The sequence below is a fragment of the Mesorhizobium sp. LNHC252B00 genome, assembly GCF_000502955.1.
Classification (GTDB): Bacteria; Pseudomonadota; Alphaproteobacteria; order Rhizobiales; family Rhizobiaceae; genus Mesorhizobium.
On record NZ_AYWO01000011.1, the window covers coordinates 57,716 to 74,151 of the forward strand.

17 protein-coding genes are annotated in these 16,436 nt (G+C 62.0%); 7 read left to right on the top strand and 10 right to left on the bottom strand.

Features of this window, described 5'->3' with window-relative positions; all coding sequences use genetic code 11:
• Positions 1-29: 29 nt before the first annotated feature.
• From lon to X744_RS154230, 4 genes are all read right to left on the bottom strand, one after another.
• A complete protein-coding gene (gene lon / locus X744_RS154245) occupies positions 30-2,381 on the bottom strand; it encodes an endopeptidase La (protein WP_023759838.1) in 2,352 nt (783 codons plus the stop codon).
• Positions 2,382-2,688: 307 nt separating this feature from the next.
• Entirely contained in the window at positions 2,689-3,963 is a 1,275-nt protein-coding gene (gene clpX, locus X744_RS154240; RefSeq protein WP_023759839.1) for an ATP-dependent Clp protease ATP-binding subunit ClpX, read from the bottom strand.
• A 296-nt stretch (positions 3,964-4,259) separates the two neighbouring features.
• Positions 4,260-4,889, bottom strand: coding sequence for an ATP-dependent Clp endopeptidase proteolytic subunit ClpP (gene clpP / locus X744_RS154235; protein ID WP_023759840.1), 630 nt, complete (start codon positions 4,887-4,889; stop codon positions 4,260-4,262).
• 280 nt (positions 4,890-5,169) lie between these two features.
• A complete protein-coding gene (locus X744_RS154230; RefSeq protein ID WP_023759841.1) occupies positions 5,170-6,273 on the bottom strand; it encodes an FAD-dependent oxidoreductase in 1,104 nt (367 codons plus the stop codon).
• A gap of 105 nt (positions 6,274-6,378) precedes the next feature.
• On the opposite strand from X744_RS154230, the gene X744_RS154225 reads away from it, so the two are divergent.
• The 3 genes from X744_RS154225 to X744_RS154220 all read left to right on the top strand — a co-directional run bounded on the left by X744_RS154225 (position 6,379) and on the right by X744_RS154220 (position 8,910).
• Positions 6,379-7,629, top strand: a complete 1,251-nt coding sequence (locus X744_RS154225; RefSeq protein ID WP_023759842.1) for a cytochrome P450 — start codon at positions 6,379-6,381, stop codon at positions 7,627-7,629.
• The gene (locus tag X744_RS1000000173765; RefSeq protein WP_023759843.1) at positions 7,626-7,796 is read left to right on the top strand and encodes a hypothetical protein; all 171 of its coding nucleotides are present in this window, start codon (positions 7,626-7,628) and stop codon (positions 7,794-7,796) included. The genes X744_RS154225 and X744_RS1000000173765 overlap by 4 nt, the downstream gene beginning before the upstream one ends.
• Positions 7,797-7,950: 154 nt before the next feature.
• Positions 7,951-8,910: an AraC family transcriptional regulator gene (locus tag X744_RS154220; RefSeq protein WP_023759844.1), complete on the top strand. Its 960-nt coding sequence runs from the start codon at positions 7,951-7,953 to the stop codon at positions 8,908-8,910.
• 178 nt (positions 8,911-9,088) lie between these two features.
• Here X744_RS154220 and X744_RS154215 read toward each other — a convergent pair whose 3' ends face one another.
• The 6 genes from X744_RS154215 to X744_RS154190 all read right to left on the bottom strand — a co-directional run bounded on the left by X744_RS154215 (position 9,089) and on the right by X744_RS154190 (position 13,526).
• A complete protein-coding gene (locus X744_RS154215; RefSeq protein WP_023759845.1) occupies positions 9,089-9,436 on the bottom strand; it encodes a cupin domain-containing protein in 348 nt (115 codons plus the stop codon).
• 95 nt (positions 9,437-9,531) lie between these two features.
• Positions 9,532-10,812, bottom strand: coding sequence for an O-acetylhomoserine aminocarboxypropyltransferase (locus X744_RS154210; RefSeq protein WP_023759846.1), 1,281 nt, complete (start codon positions 10,810-10,812; stop codon positions 9,532-9,534).
• 159 nt (positions 10,813-10,971) lie between these two features.
• Positions 10,972-11,493: a CoA-binding protein gene (locus X744_RS154205; RefSeq protein ID WP_023759847.1), complete on the bottom strand. Its 522-nt coding sequence runs from the start codon at positions 11,491-11,493 to the stop codon at positions 10,972-10,974.
• The gene (locus X744_RS154200; RefSeq protein ID WP_023759848.1) at positions 11,490-12,272 is read right to left on the bottom strand and encodes an AAA family ATPase; all 783 of its coding nucleotides are present in this window, start codon (positions 12,270-12,272) and stop codon (positions 11,490-11,492) included. Before X744_RS154200 ends, X744_RS154205 begins: the two co-directional genes overlap by 4 nt.
• On the bottom strand, positions 12,272-12,694 hold the full coding sequence (locus tag X744_RS154195) for a VOC family protein (RefSeq protein ID WP_023759849.1): 423 nt from the start codon (positions 12,692-12,694) through the stop codon (positions 12,272-12,274). The genes X744_RS154200 and X744_RS154195 overlap by 1 nt, the downstream gene beginning before the upstream one ends.
• 10 nt (positions 12,695-12,704) lie before the next feature.
• Entirely contained in the window at positions 12,705-13,526 is an 822-nt protein-coding gene (locus tag X744_RS154190; protein WP_023759850.1) for an enoyl-CoA hydratase, read from the bottom strand.
• Between the two features lie 154 nt (positions 13,527-13,680).
• Here X744_RS154190 and X744_RS154185 point away from each other — a divergent pair, with 154 nt between their 5' ends.
• The 4 genes from X744_RS154185 (at position 13,681) to rpsI (ending at position 16,407) form a co-directional block, all read left to right on the top strand.
• Positions 13,681-14,133 carry a PaaI family thioesterase gene (locus tag X744_RS154185; RefSeq protein ID WP_023759851.1) on the top strand — a complete coding sequence of 151 codons (453 nt, stop codon included), beginning with the start codon at positions 13,681-13,683 and terminating at the stop codon, positions 14,131-14,133.
• A 146-nt stretch (positions 14,134-14,279) separates the two neighbouring features.
• Entirely contained in the window at positions 14,280-15,113 is an 834-nt protein-coding gene (locus tag X744_RS1000000171010; protein ID WP_023759852.1) for a class I SAM-dependent methyltransferase, read from the top strand.
• A 345-nt stretch (positions 15,114-15,458) separates the two neighbouring features.
• Positions 15,459-15,923, top strand: coding sequence for a 50S ribosomal protein L13 (gene rplM, locus X744_RS154180; RefSeq protein WP_023759853.1), 465 nt, complete (start codon positions 15,459-15,461; stop codon positions 15,921-15,923).
• 1 nt (position 15,924) lies between these two features.
• Positions 15,925-16,407 carry a 30S ribosomal protein S9 gene (rpsI, locus tag X744_RS154175; protein WP_023759854.1) on the top strand — a complete coding sequence of 161 codons (483 nt, stop codon included), beginning with the start codon at positions 15,925-15,927 and terminating at the stop codon, positions 16,405-16,407.
• Positions 16,408-16,436: the final 29 nt, after the last annotated feature.

Here is a 16,436-nt window from a genome sequence, read left to right on the forward strand (position 1 = left end):
TTTGCTCGTCCAAGCGGACGCGCGGCGCTCTAGTGGGCAAGCGTCTTCCCGGCATCGTCCGTGGTGTCGGTCGCGGCCGGAGGATTTACCGGTTCGATCCATTCGATCGCCTCCGGCATACGCACCAGCGCGTGGCGCAACACTTCACCGACCCGTGCGACCGGAATGATCTCCATGCCGTTCTTCACGTTGTCCGGAATGTCCGCCAGATCCTTGGCGTTGTCTTCCGGGATCAGCACCTTCTTGATGCCGCCGCGCAATGCGGCAAGCAGCTTCTCCTTCAGGCCGCCGATCGGCAGAACCCTGCCGCGCAACGTGATCTCGCCGGTCATCGCCACATCCGCCTTGACCGGAATGCCGGTCAGAACGGAGACGATTGCGGTCGCCATCGCCACGCCTGCCGACGGTCCGTCCTTGGGCGTCGCACCTTCCGGAACGTGCACGTGGATGTCGCGCTTGTCGAACAGCGGCGGCTCGACGCCGAAATCGATGGCACGGGAGCGGACATAGGAAGCCGCCGCCGATATCGATTCCTTCATCACGTCGCGCAGATTGCCCGTCACCGTCATGCGGCCCTTGCCGGGCATCATGACGCCTTCGATCGTCAGCAGCTCGCCGCCGACTTCCGTCCAGGCGAGCCCGGTAACGACACCGACCTGATCGTCAGCCTCGACCTGACCGAAGCGGAACCGCGGAACACCGAGGTAGTCGGCGAGGTTCGCCGCCGTGATGTCCACCGTCTTCTTCTTCGTCTTCAGGATCTCGGTCACCGCCTTGCGGCCGAGCTTCATCAGTTCGCGCTCCAGGCTTCTGACACCCGCTTCACGGGTGTAGGTCTGGATGATGGCGCGGATCGCGTCCTCGCCGACGGAGAACTCCTTCGGCTGCAGGGCATGGTCGCGCACCACTTTCGGCATCAGGTGCCGCTTGGCGATCTCGATCTTCTCGTCCTCGGTGTAGCCGGCGATACGGATGATCTCCATGCGGTCCATCAAGGGCGCAGGGATGTTCAGCGTGTTCGCCGTCGTCACGAACATCACGCTCGACAGGTCGTATTCGACCTCGAGGTAATGGTCCATGAACGTCGAGTTCTGTTCGGGATCGAGGACCTCGAGCAGAGCCGACGACGGATCACCACGGAAGTCCTGGCCCATCTTGTCGATCTCGTCGAGCAGGAAGAGCGGGTTGGACTTCTTCGCCTTCTTCATCGACTGGATGACCTTGCCGGGCATCGAGCCGATGTAGGTGCGGCGGTGGCCACGGATCTCGGCCTCGTCACGCACGCCGCCAAGCGCCATGCGGATGAATTCGCGACCGGTCGCCTTGGCGATAGACTTGCCGAGCGACGTCTTGCCGACGCCGGGAGGGCCGACGAGGCACAGGATCGGCCCCTTCAGCTTCTTCTGACGGCTTTGCACGGCAAGGTACTCGACGATGCGGTCCTTGACCTTGTCGAGGCCGAAATGGTCGGTGTCGAGCACGTTCTGCGCGAAAGCCAGATCCTGCTTGACCTTGGAGTTCTTGCCCCACGGGATCGACAGGATCCAGTCGAGATAATTGCGCACGACCGTCGATTCGGCCGACATGGGCGACATCGTCCTGAGCTTCTTCAACTCGGCTTCCGCCTTTTCGCGGGCCTCCTTGGAGAGCTTGGTTTTCTTGATGCGAGCCTCGATCTCGGCGGCTTCGTCGCGGCCGTCCTCGCCCTCGCCGAGTTCTTTCTGGATCGCCTTCATCTGCTCGTTGAGGTAGTATTCGCGCTGCGTCTTCTCCATCTGGCGCTTGACGCGCGAGCGGATGCGCTTCTCCACCTGCAGGACCGAGATTTCGGCCTCCATGAACCCCATCGCCTTTTCCAGACGCTCCTTCACCGAGAGCGTGGCCAGCATTTCCTGCTTTTCAGGGATCTTGATGGCGAGATGCGAAGCGACCGTGTCGGCGAGCTTGGAATAGTCGTCGATCTGGCTGGCGGCACCCACCACTTCGGGCGAGATCTTCTTGTTCAGCTTGACGTAGTTCTCGAAGTCGGTGACGACGGAACGAGCCAGCGCCTCGACCTCGACCTCTTCCTCGTCCGGCTCGACCAATGCCGAGGCGCGGGCTTCATGGAAGTCGGGACGGTCGGTGAACGAGACGATTTTCGCGCGCGAGGCGCCCTCGACCAGAACCTTGACGGTGCCGTCGGGCAGCTTCANATCGGCGGCATTCATCTGGGTGGCAAGCAGGATCTGCTTTTCCTGACCCATCACCTCTTCCAGCGCCTTGATCGACTTCTCACGCCCGACGAAGAGCGGAACGATCATATGCGGGAATACCACGATGTCGCGCAGTGGGAGGACTGCGAAGACGCCGTCGCTGGGTGCCTTGGATATTTTGGCCATTGTCCAACCTTTCATGTCGCGGCCGCCAATCAGCCAACCGCGAATCTTATATTAACGACCGGGGATCGTTCCGCCTACCATCGTTTGTGACGGGATTTTTACAGCACAGAAATCGGGCACCTCGGCCTTCTCCATTTAGTTGGATGCACGATCCCCAAAGATCAAGGGGCGAGTCCAAATCCGTAGCTCCAGCGTGCCCGCAAGTGACACATTTGCGACGACCACACCGAACGTCCTGCAAAAAAACCTGCGCGACAGCAAAACGGCGCCTTGCGGCGCCGTTTCAGAACTTCGCTGCGAGCTCATGTCAGGCGCTGACATTGCCCTTCTTTTCCTTCTGCTCGGAGTAGATATAGAGCGGCCGGGCGCTGCCGGTCACCACCTCCTCCGAAATCACGACCTCGCGCACGCCTTCGAGCGCCGGAAGTTCGAACATCGTATCGAGCAGGATCGCTTCCATGATCGAACGCAGGCCGCGTGCGCCGGTCTTGCGCTCGATGGCGCGCTTGGCGATCGCCGACAGCGCGTTCTCGTGGAAGGTCAGGTCGACATTCTCCATCTCGAACAGCCGCTGGTACTGCTTGACCAGCGCGTTCTTCGGCTCGGTCAGGATCTGGATCAGTGCCGGCTCGTCGAGATCTTCCAGCGTCGCCAGGACCGGCAGACGGCCGACAAACTCGGGGATGAGACCGAATTTCAGCAAATCCTCGGGCTCGACCAGGCGGAAGACATCGCCGGTGCGGCGATCCTCGGGCGAGGCGACAATGGCACCGAAGCCGATCGACGTCTTGCGGCCGCGATCCGAGATGATCTTGTCCAGCCCGGCGAAGGCGCCGCCGCAGATGAACAGGATGTTGGCGGTGTCAACCTGCAGGAACTCCTGCTGCGGATGCTTCCTGCCGCCCTGCGGCGGCACGGAGGCGACGGTGCCCTCCATGATCTTCAACAGCGCCTGCTGCACGCCCTCGCCCGACACGTCGCGGGTGATCGAAGGGTTGTCCGACTTGCGCGAAATCTTGTCGATTTCGTCGATGTAGACGATGCCGCGCTGGGCCCGCTCGACATTGTAGTCGGCCGACTGCAACAGCTTGAGGATGATGTTTTCGACGTCCTCACCGACATAACCGGCTTCGGTCAGCGTCGTCGCGTCAGCCATGGTGAAGGGCACGTCGATGATGCGGGCGAGCGTCTGCGCAAGCAGCGTCTTGCCGCAACCGGTCGGGCCGATCAGCAGGATGTTGGACTTCGCCAACTCGACATCGTTGTTCTTGCCGGCATGCGCGAGGCGCTTGTAGTGGTTGTGGACCGCCACCGACAGCACGCGCTTGGCGTAGGGCTGGCCGATGACATAGTCATCGAGAACCTTGAGGATCTCCTGCGGTGTCGGCACGCCTTCGCGCGACTTCACCATCGAGGTCTTGTTCTCCTCGCGGATGATATCCATGCAAAGCTCGACGCACTCGTCGCAGATGAAGACCGTCGGACCGGCGATCAGCTTGCGCACTTCGTGCTGGCTTTTGCCGCAAAACGAGCAGTAAAGCGTGTTCTTCGAATCGCCGCTGTTGTTGCCGACCTTGCTCATTTTCATGTCCTTTCATGGCCGCCCGCCGATGGTCTGGCTGAAAGGGCGCATTCTCTATCTATCGCGGGAATCCGCCGCCGCCAGTGTGTCCCGGCTCCCGCAACGCTTCCCTACGAAACACAAATCAGAAAACGTGGCAATGATTCGCGACAACCCCGCATAAAGCTAAGCCGCCGAAACTCAACATAGGCTTAACGTAGGCAATCCTGTCCCCCGAGGGAACAGCCAATTGTGGCCGAAATGCCGCAAGACACGCCAAAAGCGCGTGATGGCGCCATCCAGCTGCCAATAAGCCCTTATACCAGAGCGACTTCTGCCGCCTCGCGCGACGAAATGACCTTATCGATGAGGCCGAACTCCCTGGCCTCGTCGGCGGTCATGAAATGGTCGCGGTCGAGCGTCTTTTCAATCTCTTCGTAGCTTTTGCCGGTGTGCTTGACGTAGACCTCGTTGAGGCGGCGCTTCAGCTTGATGATGTCCTGCGCATGGCGTTCGATGTCGGACGCCTGGCCCTGGAAACCACCGGAAGGCTGGTGAACCATGATGCGGGCGTTCGGCGTGGCAAAGCGCATGTCCTTGTGGCCGGCGGTCAGGAGCAGCGAGCCCATCGAGGCCGCCTGGCCGATGCAAAGCGTCGACACGGCCGGCTTGATGAACTGCATTGTGTCGTAGATCGCCATGCCTGAGGTGACGACGCCGCCCGGCGAGTTGATGTAGAGATTGATTTCCTTCTTCGGATTCTCGGCTTCGAGGAACAGCAGCTGCGCGCAGACCAGCGTCGCCATGCCGTCCTCGACCGGACCGGTGATGAAAATGATGCGCTCCTTGAGGAGACGCGAGAAAATGTCATAGGCCCGCTCGCCGCGATTGGTCTGTTCGACCACCATCGGAACGAGGTTCATGTAGGTTTCGACGGGGTTTTTCATCAGATATCTCTTATCTCGCGGTGGGATTCCGGCGCCGGCAGTGCTGGCAGATCGGGCAGAATCGGTTCTGGATCGGTATTCCGTAAATAGGATGCCGGCTCATCCTTGTGCAAGGCCGACCCCTCCTAGCCATCTGGGTAAGTCGAATCAAGCTTCCTGACCAAGGATTCGCAGGGCAGGTGCTCCTGCGAGCCTATAGCCGTACCGCCATTACCGCAGGGTAGCTGTTTCTTGACCGCGTCCGAGGCATTGCCAGGACTAGGTTGGCCGCCGGCGGCGTTCAGGCCACCTCCGCTCGCAGCCAGCGCTTCAGGCCGGCGACATCGCGATTGCCGACGGCGGCGGCAACGCGCCGGCCAACCGCCGCGCCGAACTTGTAGCCATGGCCGGAGCAGGCCGAAACGATCAGGCATTTTCCTCGCTCATGGGCGAAGAACTTCTCGTCTGATGTGAAGGTGTAGGCGCAGGTGACGACCTCGGTCACCCTGTATTCCTCGATCCGGGCGATCGGCGGCGAGAACAGGTTACGGATCGCCTCGCCTTCGCCCGCCACCGGCTGACGGTTCCAATCGGCATCGCTGGTCGGCACCCTGTGCAGCCCGGAACCGAATTTCATACCGGCGCCGCCGGAGGGCGGGATCACATAGCCGTCGACCGCGCCGCCGATATCGAGGACAACCGGTGAAACCTGCCAGGCCGCTCTCAAGTCGGCCGGCGGTTCGACATAGGCGAGCGCGGTTCGATAGGTCTTCAGTTCGCCGTCCAGCTCCGGGAATAGTTTCAACACCCACGCTCCTGCCGTGACGATGATGCGGTCGGCCTGCATCGTGTCGCCGCTTTCGAGCACGAGGCGGCCGGCTTCGGCATCGATTGCCGTCACTTTGCTGTGCTCGTACACATTGGCGCCGTTGGCACGCAGCCAGGCGGCAAGGCCGGAAGCTATCTTGCGGCAGTGGAGCGCGCCGCCTTCCGGCGAATAATAGGCATAGCGGAACGTGCCTGGCTCGAGAAACGGCCAGCGTTTCACCGCCGCGTCCGGCTCCAGCAATTCGAAAGGAAAATTGCCCTCTTCGAGGCCCTCGCGGTATTCCTCGGCCTCGTCGCCCGGCTCGCGCGAAATGCAGACAAATCCGCGCGCATCGAGGTGGCTTTCGCCGAGATCGGCCCACATCTCGTCCCAGGCCGCATAGGCTTCGGTGATCAGCCGGCCGTAACCGGTTCCGGCGCGGTAGGCGCGGCGGATGATGCGATGGTGGTCACCCGACGCGGCCAGCGGATTGGGAATCGGTCCCTGCTCGACGATCGAAACACTGTAACCTGCCTTGACCAGCGACCACGCGGTGGAGAGACCGGCAATGCCCGCGCCGACAACGATCACATTCATCAAATCAGTCTTTCCGCAGCCGGTCCGGCTGGCTCAACGCATTGGGCTGTTCGGCGCCAACATACGGTCTGGAACCCGGCTGGCAAGCCGCGCTATTGGTCTGGCATGAGCAAATTGACGCCACCCGCCCTGGCCTTTGATCCCGCCACTCGACGCCTGCGGCTTGACCCGCACGAGCCGGCCTTTTTTCAAAACCCGTACGAGGCCTATGCCTTTCTGCACGACGCATCGAATGCATTCTTCTGGGAAGAATTCGGCTTCTGGTGCTTTGGCGGCTTCGACGACGTCAACCGGCTGCTGCGCGACCGCCGCTTCGGCCGCCAGAACCCTGCCGGCATTCCAGACAGCCGCGGCATCGGCGAGGACCGCAGCCATCTCAGCGCATTCGACGGCATCGAAGCCAATTCGATGCTGGAACTGGAGCCGCCGGTGCACACGCGGCTCAGAACACTGGTCAACCGCGCCTTCGTCTCGCGGCAGGTCGAACGGCTGCGGCCGCGAGTCGAAGCGCTCGCCAACGAGTTGATCGACCGTTTCCAACCGGGCAAGACCGTCGACTTGTTGCCGGCCTTCGCGGCGCCGCTGCCGATCACCATCATTGCTGAAATGCTCGGGGTGCCGGTCGAGATGGGGCCGCAACTGCTCGACTGGTCGCACCGAATGGTTGCCATGTACATGCATGGCCGCACGCGCGAAACCGAGGAGACGGCCAACCGCGCGGCGGGCGAATTCGCCGATTTCCTGCACGGTTGCGTCAACGAGCGGCGCAAGAACCCCGGCGACGACCTGCTGTCGCTGCTGATCTCGGCGCAGGAGGACGGCCAAAAACTGTCGGAGGACGAAATGGTGTCCTCGGCGATCCTGCTGCTTAATGCCGGTCACGAAGCGACGGTGCACCAGACCGGCAATGCCATCCGCTCGATCCTGGCGCAAGGCGGCGATGTCAGCCGCTTCTTCGGTTCACCCGAAGCGACCGCGGCCACGGTCGAGGAATGCCTGCGCTTCGACGCGCCGCTGCACATGTTCACGCGCTACGCCTACCAGGAGATCGAAGTTGGCCCCGGCATCGTCGTGCAGCCGGGCCAGACGATCGGGCTGCTGCTGGGCATGGCCAATCATGACCCGCGCGCCTTTGCCGAACCGCAAGCCTTTCAGCCCGGCCGTTCGGACCAGAAGAACGTGTCCTTCGGCGCCGGCATTCATTTCTGCATCGGTGCGCCGCTGGCCCGGCTCGAATTGCAGGTGTCGCTGAAAACCCTGTTCGAACGCCACCCAAAGCTCCATCTTGCCGAAAGCCCAAGCTTCCGCGACACTTACCACTTCCATGGGCTGGAAACGCTCGCCGTCGGCTTTTGACGATCGCGGGTTGGCCGCCGGCCTATTTCAACCATGGCGCCCTGTGCGGCTGCCTTGCCCGCGAAGTGCCGACCCAGGGCATCGGCCAGGAAGGGCTCGATCTCCTGGCGCAGTATTATTGCGACGAGATCTCCGATGCGGCCTGCAGCCAGTTTCCAGTGAAATAGTCGTACCCAGGCAGTGCAAGCTTGGCTCGATCCTCGCGGGGGAGCCTGAAAGCCGTTGCTGGCAGGCCCCTGTTGATCCATGCCAAATCGCAAGATCGGTCGAGCGCGACATATCCGGAAAGGCCTAACTGGTGTCGTCACGGAGGAAGAGACGTTGAAGGCCGCACTTGAAAACTACCAGGCCCGAATGCAGCGAGTGCTGGACCATATAGACCAGCATCTCGATGACGATCTGAGCCTGGAGGCGTTGAGCGGTGTCGCGGCGTTCTCGAAATACCATTTCCACCGGCAGTTCACGTCCACCTTCGGGGTGTCCGTGCATCGCTATGTCCAGCTCGCCCGCATGAAGCGTGCTTCGTACAGGCTTGCCGAGAGNACCTTCGGGGTGTCCGTGCATCGCTATGTCCAGCTCGCCCGCATGAAGCGTGCTTCGTACAGGCTTGCCGAGAGTGACGCCCAGAGCGTCACCGACATAGCCATGGATGCCGGTTACGACGCACCGGATGCCTTCGCCCGCGCCTTTCGGCAACGGTTCGGACAATCGCCCTCGTCGTTCCGGAAGTCTCCCGACTGGGGGTCGTGGCTCATGGCCTTCGGGCCCCTCGAAAAAGCAAGGAACACGCTCATGCAGATAATCTTTGAACACGACGACGTGACGATCCGCAATGTGCCTCCGACGCCGGTGGCGATCATGGAGCATCGCGGAGACCGGGCGACGCTCCAGGACACCATCCAGCGGTTCATCGCCTGGCGTAAGGCCGCGGGCTTGTCGCCCGAGACAAGCCCGACCTTCAACGTCTTCCGTTCCGAACGGGAGCCCGCTGTCCCGGCTGACTATAGCATGGACATTTGTGCCGGGACCGACCAGCCGATCGAGGCGAATGACGCGCAGATGAAGGCTGGCGTGATCCCCGGCGGGCGCTGTGCGGTGCTGCGCTACCCCGGCAACACCAACAATCTCGAGCCCGCAGCACTTTACCTTTATCGTGAATGGCTTCCGGCGAGCGGCGAGGAAGCACGCGACTTTCCGATCTATTGCCAACGGCATCTGTCCCATTTCCCGGAGGGGCCGCTACGCGAAGTGGTCGTTGAACTCTTTCTGCCTTTGAAATAACTCGGCAGGACAGCGGCTTGTCCCTTCCGCTCGCGAGAAGCGGACAGGTTGCTGTCCATCACTCCCGTCATGCCGCATTGATGAGTTCACGGCCCGCTCGGTCGGCAGGCCGCCAATGTCTGCTGTACCGCGGCGCGGAACCGCACCGGCATTTCACCAGAATCGTTGCGACGCGAGATCAGAGCTTGATCACATACTCCTTGCGCGTCGTTTCAAGCACTTCCCAGCTGCCATTGAAGCCGGGCCTCAGCACAAAGCTGTCGCCAGTCTTGACGGTGCGCGCCTGCCCACCGTCCTCCGCGATCACCGAAACGCCGGACAAGATGTGGCAGAACTCCCACTCGTCATAGACGATGCGCCACTTGCCGGGGGTCGATTCCCAGATGCCGGCATAGAGCCCGCCGTCGCGCTCCTCGACGTTCCAGGTGCGGAATTTGGGATCGCCCGAGATCAGCCGATCCGGTGCCGGCGAGCCAGGCTCGGCCTCGACGCTGTCCGTCGATATTGTCAGGTAATGCGCCGACAAGACTTGCCTCCATGAAAAGAGCCGGCGCTGCGCCCGGCTCACCCCCACCCCGGCGCTGCGCGCCGACCCTCCCCACAAGGGGGAGGGTAAAAAGATCAGACCTTGGCAAGCGCCTGTTCGAGGTCGGCGACGATGTCGTTGACGTCCTCGATGCCTATGGAAAGCCGCACCGTGTCCGGTCCCGCGCCGGCCTTGACCTTCTGCTCGTCGGAAAGCTGGCGGTGCGTGGTCGAAGCCGGATGGATGACCAGCGACTTGGTGTCGCCGACATTGGCCAGGTGCGAGAACAGTTCGAGCGCCTCGACGAATTTGACGCCGGCGTCATAGCCACCCTTCAGTGCGAAGGTGAACACGGCGCCGGCGCCCTGCGGCGAGTATTTCTTCTGCAGCGCGTTGTTCTTGTCGCTGGGAAGGCCGGGGTAGTTCACAGACGCGACCTTGGGGTGGTTGGACAGCCAGGCTGCGATCGTCACGGCGTTGTCGCAGTGGCGCTGCATGCGCAGCGGCAAGGTTTCCAGGCCGGTCAGGATGAGGAAGGCGTTGAACGGCGAGATCGCCGGGCCGAGATCGCGCAGGCCGAGCACACGCGCGGCAATGGCGAACGCGAAATTGCCGAAGGTTTCGTGCAGGACGAGGCCGCCATATTCAGGGCGCGGTTCCGACAGCATCGGGTATTTGCCGGACTTCGACCAGTCGAAGGTGCCGCCATCGACGATGGCGCCGCCGATCGAATTGCCGTGGCCGCCGATGAATTTGGTCAGCGAATGCACGACGATGTCGGCGCCATGCTCGATCGGCCGGATCAGGTAGGGCGAGGCCAGCGTGTTGTCGACGATGAGCGGCAGACCATGCTTGCGCGCAATGTCGCCGATCTTCTCGATATCGACGAAGGTGCCGCCCGGATTGGCGAGGCTCTCGATGAAGATCGCCTTGGTCCTGTCGTCGATCTGGCTTTCGAAGGTCGAGATGTCGTTGGTGTCGGCCCAGCGCACCTCCCAGCCATAATTCTTGAAGGCATGGCCGAACTGGTTGATCGAACCGCCATAAAGCTTGTTGGCGGCAACGAAATTGTCGCCCGGCTGCATCAGATTGTGGAACACGATCACCTGCGCGGCGTGGCCGGAGGCGACCGCAAGAGCCGCCGTGCCGCCTTCGAGTGCCGCCATGCGCTCTTCCAGCACCGCCTGCGTCGGATTCATGATGCGGGTGTAGATGTTGCCGAAAGCCTTCAGTCCGAACAGTGAGGCGGCATGGTCGGCGTCGTCGAAGACGAAGGAGGTCGTCTGGTAGATCGGCGTGGCACGAGCGCCGGTCGCCGGGTCGGGCTTGGCCCCGGCGTGGACGGCGAGCGTATTGAAACCTGGCGTGCGGGTCACTGAAAACCTCCCTGAAAAACCTTCTGAAATTCGCCGGGCATTCTTGGCGAAGCCCGGCCTCGAATGCAAAGAAGAAAATACCCTTCCGTGCGGGACCTTCTATCAAGTGGCTGGAAAATATGGCGTTTGCCGGAATAATTTTGCGCTGTTGCCCCTCGCCTACTTCTGGCGCACGCCGAAACTCTGGAATCCCGACCGCATCAGCGGCTTCTTCGACGACAGCACGCCGGAGTTGACGCCGGTCCAGCCGATCTCGCCGGACAGTTTGCCGTATTCGATCTTGGGGCAGCGGTTCATCACCACCTTGATGCCGGCGGCCTCGGCGCGGGCGGCTGCCTCGTCGTGGCGCACGCCAAGCTGCATCCAGATCACTTTCGGCAAGGGGTCGAGCCGCAACACCTCGTCGATGATGCCGGGCACCGCTGCTGGCGCGCGAAAGATGTCGACCATGTCGATCGGCTCCGGAATGTCGGCCAGCCTGGCATAGGTCATCCGGCCGAGGATCTCCTTGCCGGCCTGGCCGGGATTGATCGGAAACACCGAAAACCCCTTGGCCAGCAGATATTTCAGCACGAAATAGCTAGGCCGCACATCATTGGCGGATGCGCCGACCATGGCGACGGTCTTCACCGAGTTGAGGATGCCGGCGATGTAGGTGTTGTCGTAGCTATCGTGGTTCATGGCTCGTCCTCATACAACGCCTCGTCGAGAAAGCCATCCGGGTCATTGCTGAAATCGCGCATCATGCGGAAATGGTCGGTATCGCGAAAATCGGAGGGTTCCAGCCCGAAGCGGCTGATGCGGAACAGCCGCGCCCCGGGACAGGCCATCAGCAACGGCGAATGCGTCGCCATGACCACCTGCGCGGTGCCCGACTGGTCCATGCGCCGCAGCATCTTGAGCAGCTCGATCTGGCGCGATGGCGAAAGCGCGCTCTCCGGCTCGTCGAGGATGTAGATGCCTTGCCTGCGGCAGCGTTCCTCGAAAAAGCGGATGAAACCCTCGCCATGCGACCAGGACAGGAAGTCCGGCGGCGGCGGCTTGAACGGATCTTCCAGCGCCGCCTGGTCGAGATAACGAGCCACGGAGTAGAAGGATTCGGCACGAAAGAACCAGCCGGCGGTGACCTTCGGCAGCCAGTGGCCGCGGAATGTGTTTGCCAATGCTGAGCCACTCTTGTCGATGGCGCTGGAATGGTCGACCGGCCGGTAGCCCTTGCCGCCGCCGGCTTCGTCATAGCCGGCCAATGCGCCGATCGCCGCGAGCAGCGTCGATTTGCCGGTGCCGTTCTCGCCGACGATAATGGTGATCGGCGTGGTGAATTCGAGTTCGAAGTCGTGGCCGCGAAACAGCGGCAGGTTCCAGGGGTATTTTTCCCAATCCTCGACCCGTGCGGGGTCGAGCAGGATGCGCTTGAGATAAGGTGCCTTGAGCCGCGTCAGCTGCTTGCGGTAGGCCATCAATCGGGCAGCGAGATCGTGCCGTCTTCCGCGATCGGAAAGGCCGGATTGTGCGCCACTTCCCAGACATGCCCGTCGGCGTCGGCGAAATAGCCATACCAGCCGCCCCAGAAGGCGCGCCCGGCCGGCTTGACGATGCGGCCGCCGGCTTTCTCGGCCCTGGCGAGGACTTCATCGACCTCCGTGTCGGAACGGGTGTTGTAGGCGAGATAGACAGCGGACGGTGCGCCGGAAAAGGCAACACCCGAATCCTCCTCGGCGCTGGCGCGCGGGAACAGGCCGAGAATAACGCCGCCCATCTGGAAAAAGGCGACACCCTCGGTGATCCCGGTATGACGGGTCAGGCCCATCGCTTCGTAGAAGCGAACGGCGCGGTCGAGATCGTCTGTGGCGATGGTGACAATGGAGATGCGCGGTTCCATGGTGCTGCCCCTATTCGTCCGTCCATTCCGGTTTGCGCTTGCCGATGAAGGCGCCGATGCCTTCCTCGGCGTCACGTGCCAGCATGTTCTCGACCATGACGCGGCCGGTAAGGGCATAGGCATCCGCCAGTCCCATTTCGGCCTGCGCGTAAAAGGCTTCCTTGCCGGTCTTGACCACCAAAGATGATTTGGCAGCAATGGTTTGCGCGTATTTGGTGACAATCTGATTCAGATACTCACGCGGCACGACGCGGTTGACCAGGCCGAATTCTTTGGCGGTCGCGGCATCGATCGTTTCGCCAGTCAGCAGCATCTCCATCGCATGCTTGCGCGAAACGTTGCGCGACAGCGCCACCATCGGCGTCGAGCAGAACAGACCGATGTTGACGCCTGGCGTGCAGAAAGTCGCCTCATGCGAGGCAATCGCCAGATCGCAACTGGCGACCAGTTGCAGCCCGGCGGCGGTGGCGAGGCCGTCGACTTCGGCAATCACGGGCAGCGGATGACGCACAATCGCCTGCATCAGCGCGGCACAAGCCGCAAACGTCTCTTCGAAGAAGGCCCTGCCACGGTCGGCATCGGAGCGCCTCGCGGTCATTTCCTTGAGATCATGGCCGGCGCAGAACACCTTGCCGGACGCCGACAGAACGATGACGCGAACGGCCTTGTCGGCCTTGGCGCGTTCGAGTTCCGCCGTCAGCGCCGCCATCACCGCCAGCGACAGGGCGTTAGCGGGCGGATTGGCAAGCGTCAGGCGCAGCACGCCCTTGTCCAGCCTTGCGGCAACCGGACCGTCAACGGCAACAGGCTTGATGGCAAGGATTTCGGCCATGGATATAGTCTCCGCGATTCCGCTCGGGGCTGGCAGAGTATCTAATACCGGATCGGGTTTCGTCCAACACCGATCGCTTGCGCCAACGGACGAAGGTGTTGCTAGAAACGCCGTGCTGCGCTCATACAGGCCTGGCCCGAAACGAGAGGCCGATATGCCCGCCCAGACCAACCTCAAGCCGGTGCTGACCGCGGCACAGGTCAATGTGCTGATGGAAACTGTCTATCCGCAGCTCAACGAGCAGTTCAGATATTACGAGGCGATCGAGGTGTTTCCGGGCGGTTGCACCGTGCGGCTCAATGCAGGCGAGCGGCATCTGCGTCCCGGCGGCACGGTATCCGGCCCCTCGCTGTTCACGCTGGCCGACATTGGTGGGTATGTCTGCGTGCTGTCGCATGCCGGACCGGATGCGCTCTCGGTGACCACCAATCTCAACATCAATTTCGTCCGCAAGGCCGAGGCCGGACCGATCGATGGTCACTGCCGCATCCTGAAGCTCGGAAAGAGCCTGATGGTGTTCGACATCGACATGGTTGCCGGCCCGGAAGCCCACACGGTGGCTCACGCCACCGGTACCTATTCGATCCCGCCGAAGCGTAACACATAGTGCCGGACAAGGCGCAGCAGGATGACATGATGGTCCTTGGTTTGGGCAAGAGCAGTCGGACCGGGGCAACAAGAAAGCTTTCCGCCGGACAAGCAACCGACTAATCTTGGCCAGCATCCACGGTCGGAACCAGAGAGACTGAGCCCTTGGCAACGAACTCCACCTCTACGGGACACGAAGCCAGCGATGCGGGGTGGCTTGACTTGCACTTCGAGTCGTCGCGTCCTGAATATGAACAGGCGCTGCGTGCGATAGGCATTCAGCCGGGTTGGGCGGTTCTGGACGCTGGCTGCGGCAGCGGCAGCTTCTTGCCTGTCCTGCGTGACTTGGTAGGGCCGAGCGGAACGATCGATGTGATCGACATGGCACCCGAGAACATCGCGCGGGTGAAGGGCTGGATACCGGACCTTGGGCAGGAGCCGACAATCCACGCCCAAACTGGCAACGTTCTGGAATTGCCCTTTATCGACGCTTCCTTCGACTGCGTCTGGTCGGCCAACGTCATGCAATACCTGACCCCGGCCGAGTTCGCCCAAGCGGTCCGGGAAGCTTGCCGTGTCCTGAAGCCCGGCGGGATGCTTGCCATCAAGGACTTCGACTCGACTCTGTTGCATATCCTGCCGATCGACCGGGGCGTTCTCTCGCGTTTCATGGCGATCCGCCTGCAGGCATTCCGCGACAAGGGGGTATTGGGAACGGATTGCGGATCGACGCTGCCCGCTCGCCTTCGAGCCGTCGGCATCACACCTTTGTGGCGTAAGGGTTGGCTCGTGGAGCGCTGGGCGCCCGTTTCGTCTTTCACGCGCGCTTATGTCGCCGATCTCCTGGCTTACTTCGCATCCGTTTCAACCACTTACGACCTCAGCCAGGCCGACCGGAGCTATTGGCAGCGCCTGGGCCAAAATCCGGGCGAGCTGCTCGACCAGCCCGACTTCTGTTACCGAGAACTTTTTGTCCTTACGGTCTGTCGTACGACGTAGAGGCGTCACATTGGACCGGGATAGGCGACGCGCTACCGAGTCGATCCCAATTCACCGCCGCCTTGGCAGAAGGCAGCCACCTTGTCTCGGTTCCGTTCCTGTCGAACCATTTCGATGTGGTAAAATAATACCTTTTTGCTAAGCGATTGTTTTTGCTGCTTTTTTGCGTACAAACCTGCTTTTCCTATGCCTTGACGCCACAACCACCCTCGCCTATAAGCCCCTCACGAAGCAGCGGCCCGCAAAGGCCGCCGTTTTGTTATTGGCGGCGGGCAAGCGCTTTTCGCCAATCCAAGCAACAAGAAACGCCTTCCCTCGTGAAGGTCAGAACCGAGAGCAGAAAACATGACAACCTTTTCGCAGAAGCCTGCGGATGTGGTGAAGAAGTGGATCCTGATCGACGCCGAAGGTCTCGTCGTCGGTCGTCTCGCCACTGTCATCGCCAATCATCTTCGCGGCAAGCACAAGCCGACCTTCACCCCGCATGTCGACGACGGCGACAATGTCATCGTCATCAATGCCGACAAGGTGGTGTTCACCGGCAAGAAGTTCACCGACAAGGTCTATTACTGGCACACCGGCCACCCCGGCGGCATCAAGGAGCGCACCGCGCGCCAGCTGCTCGAGGGCCGTTTCCCCGAGCGTGTCGTCGAGAAGGCCGTTGAGCGCATGGTGCCGCGTGGCCCGCTCGGCCGTCGCCAGATGAAGAACCTGCGCGTCTATGCAGGCGCCGAGCATCCGCATGTCGCCCAGCAGCCCCAGGTTCTCGACGTGGCCAAGCTGAATTCCAAGAACAAGAAGGTCGCATAAGATGGCTGAGCTTTCCTCGCTCGCAGAACTGGGCGCCGCCACCGGCAACACCAATACGCAAGCCGCGGCCCCCGTCCACGTCCAGAAGCTCGACAAGTCGGGCCGCGCCTATGCCACCGGCAAGCGCAAGAACGCCATTGCGCGTGTCTGGGTGAAGCCCGGCTCGGGCAAGATCATCGTCAACGACAAGGAATTCGCGACCTATTTCGCGCGCCCGGTCCTGCAGATGATCCTCAACCAGCCGATCATCGCCTCGAACCGTTCGGGCCAGTACGACATCGTCGCCACCGTCGTCGGCGGCGGCCTCTCCGGCCAGGCCGGCGCCGTGCGCCACGGCATCTCCAAGGCGCTGACCTACTACGAGCCGACGCTGCGCGCCGTGCTCAAGAAGGGCGGCTTCCTGACCCGCGACAGCCGCGTCGTCGAGCGCAAGAAGTACGGCAAGGCGAAGGCCCGCCGCAGCTTCCAGTTCTCGAAGCGCTAATCGCACCGCCGCTTCAGACAATCGAAAGG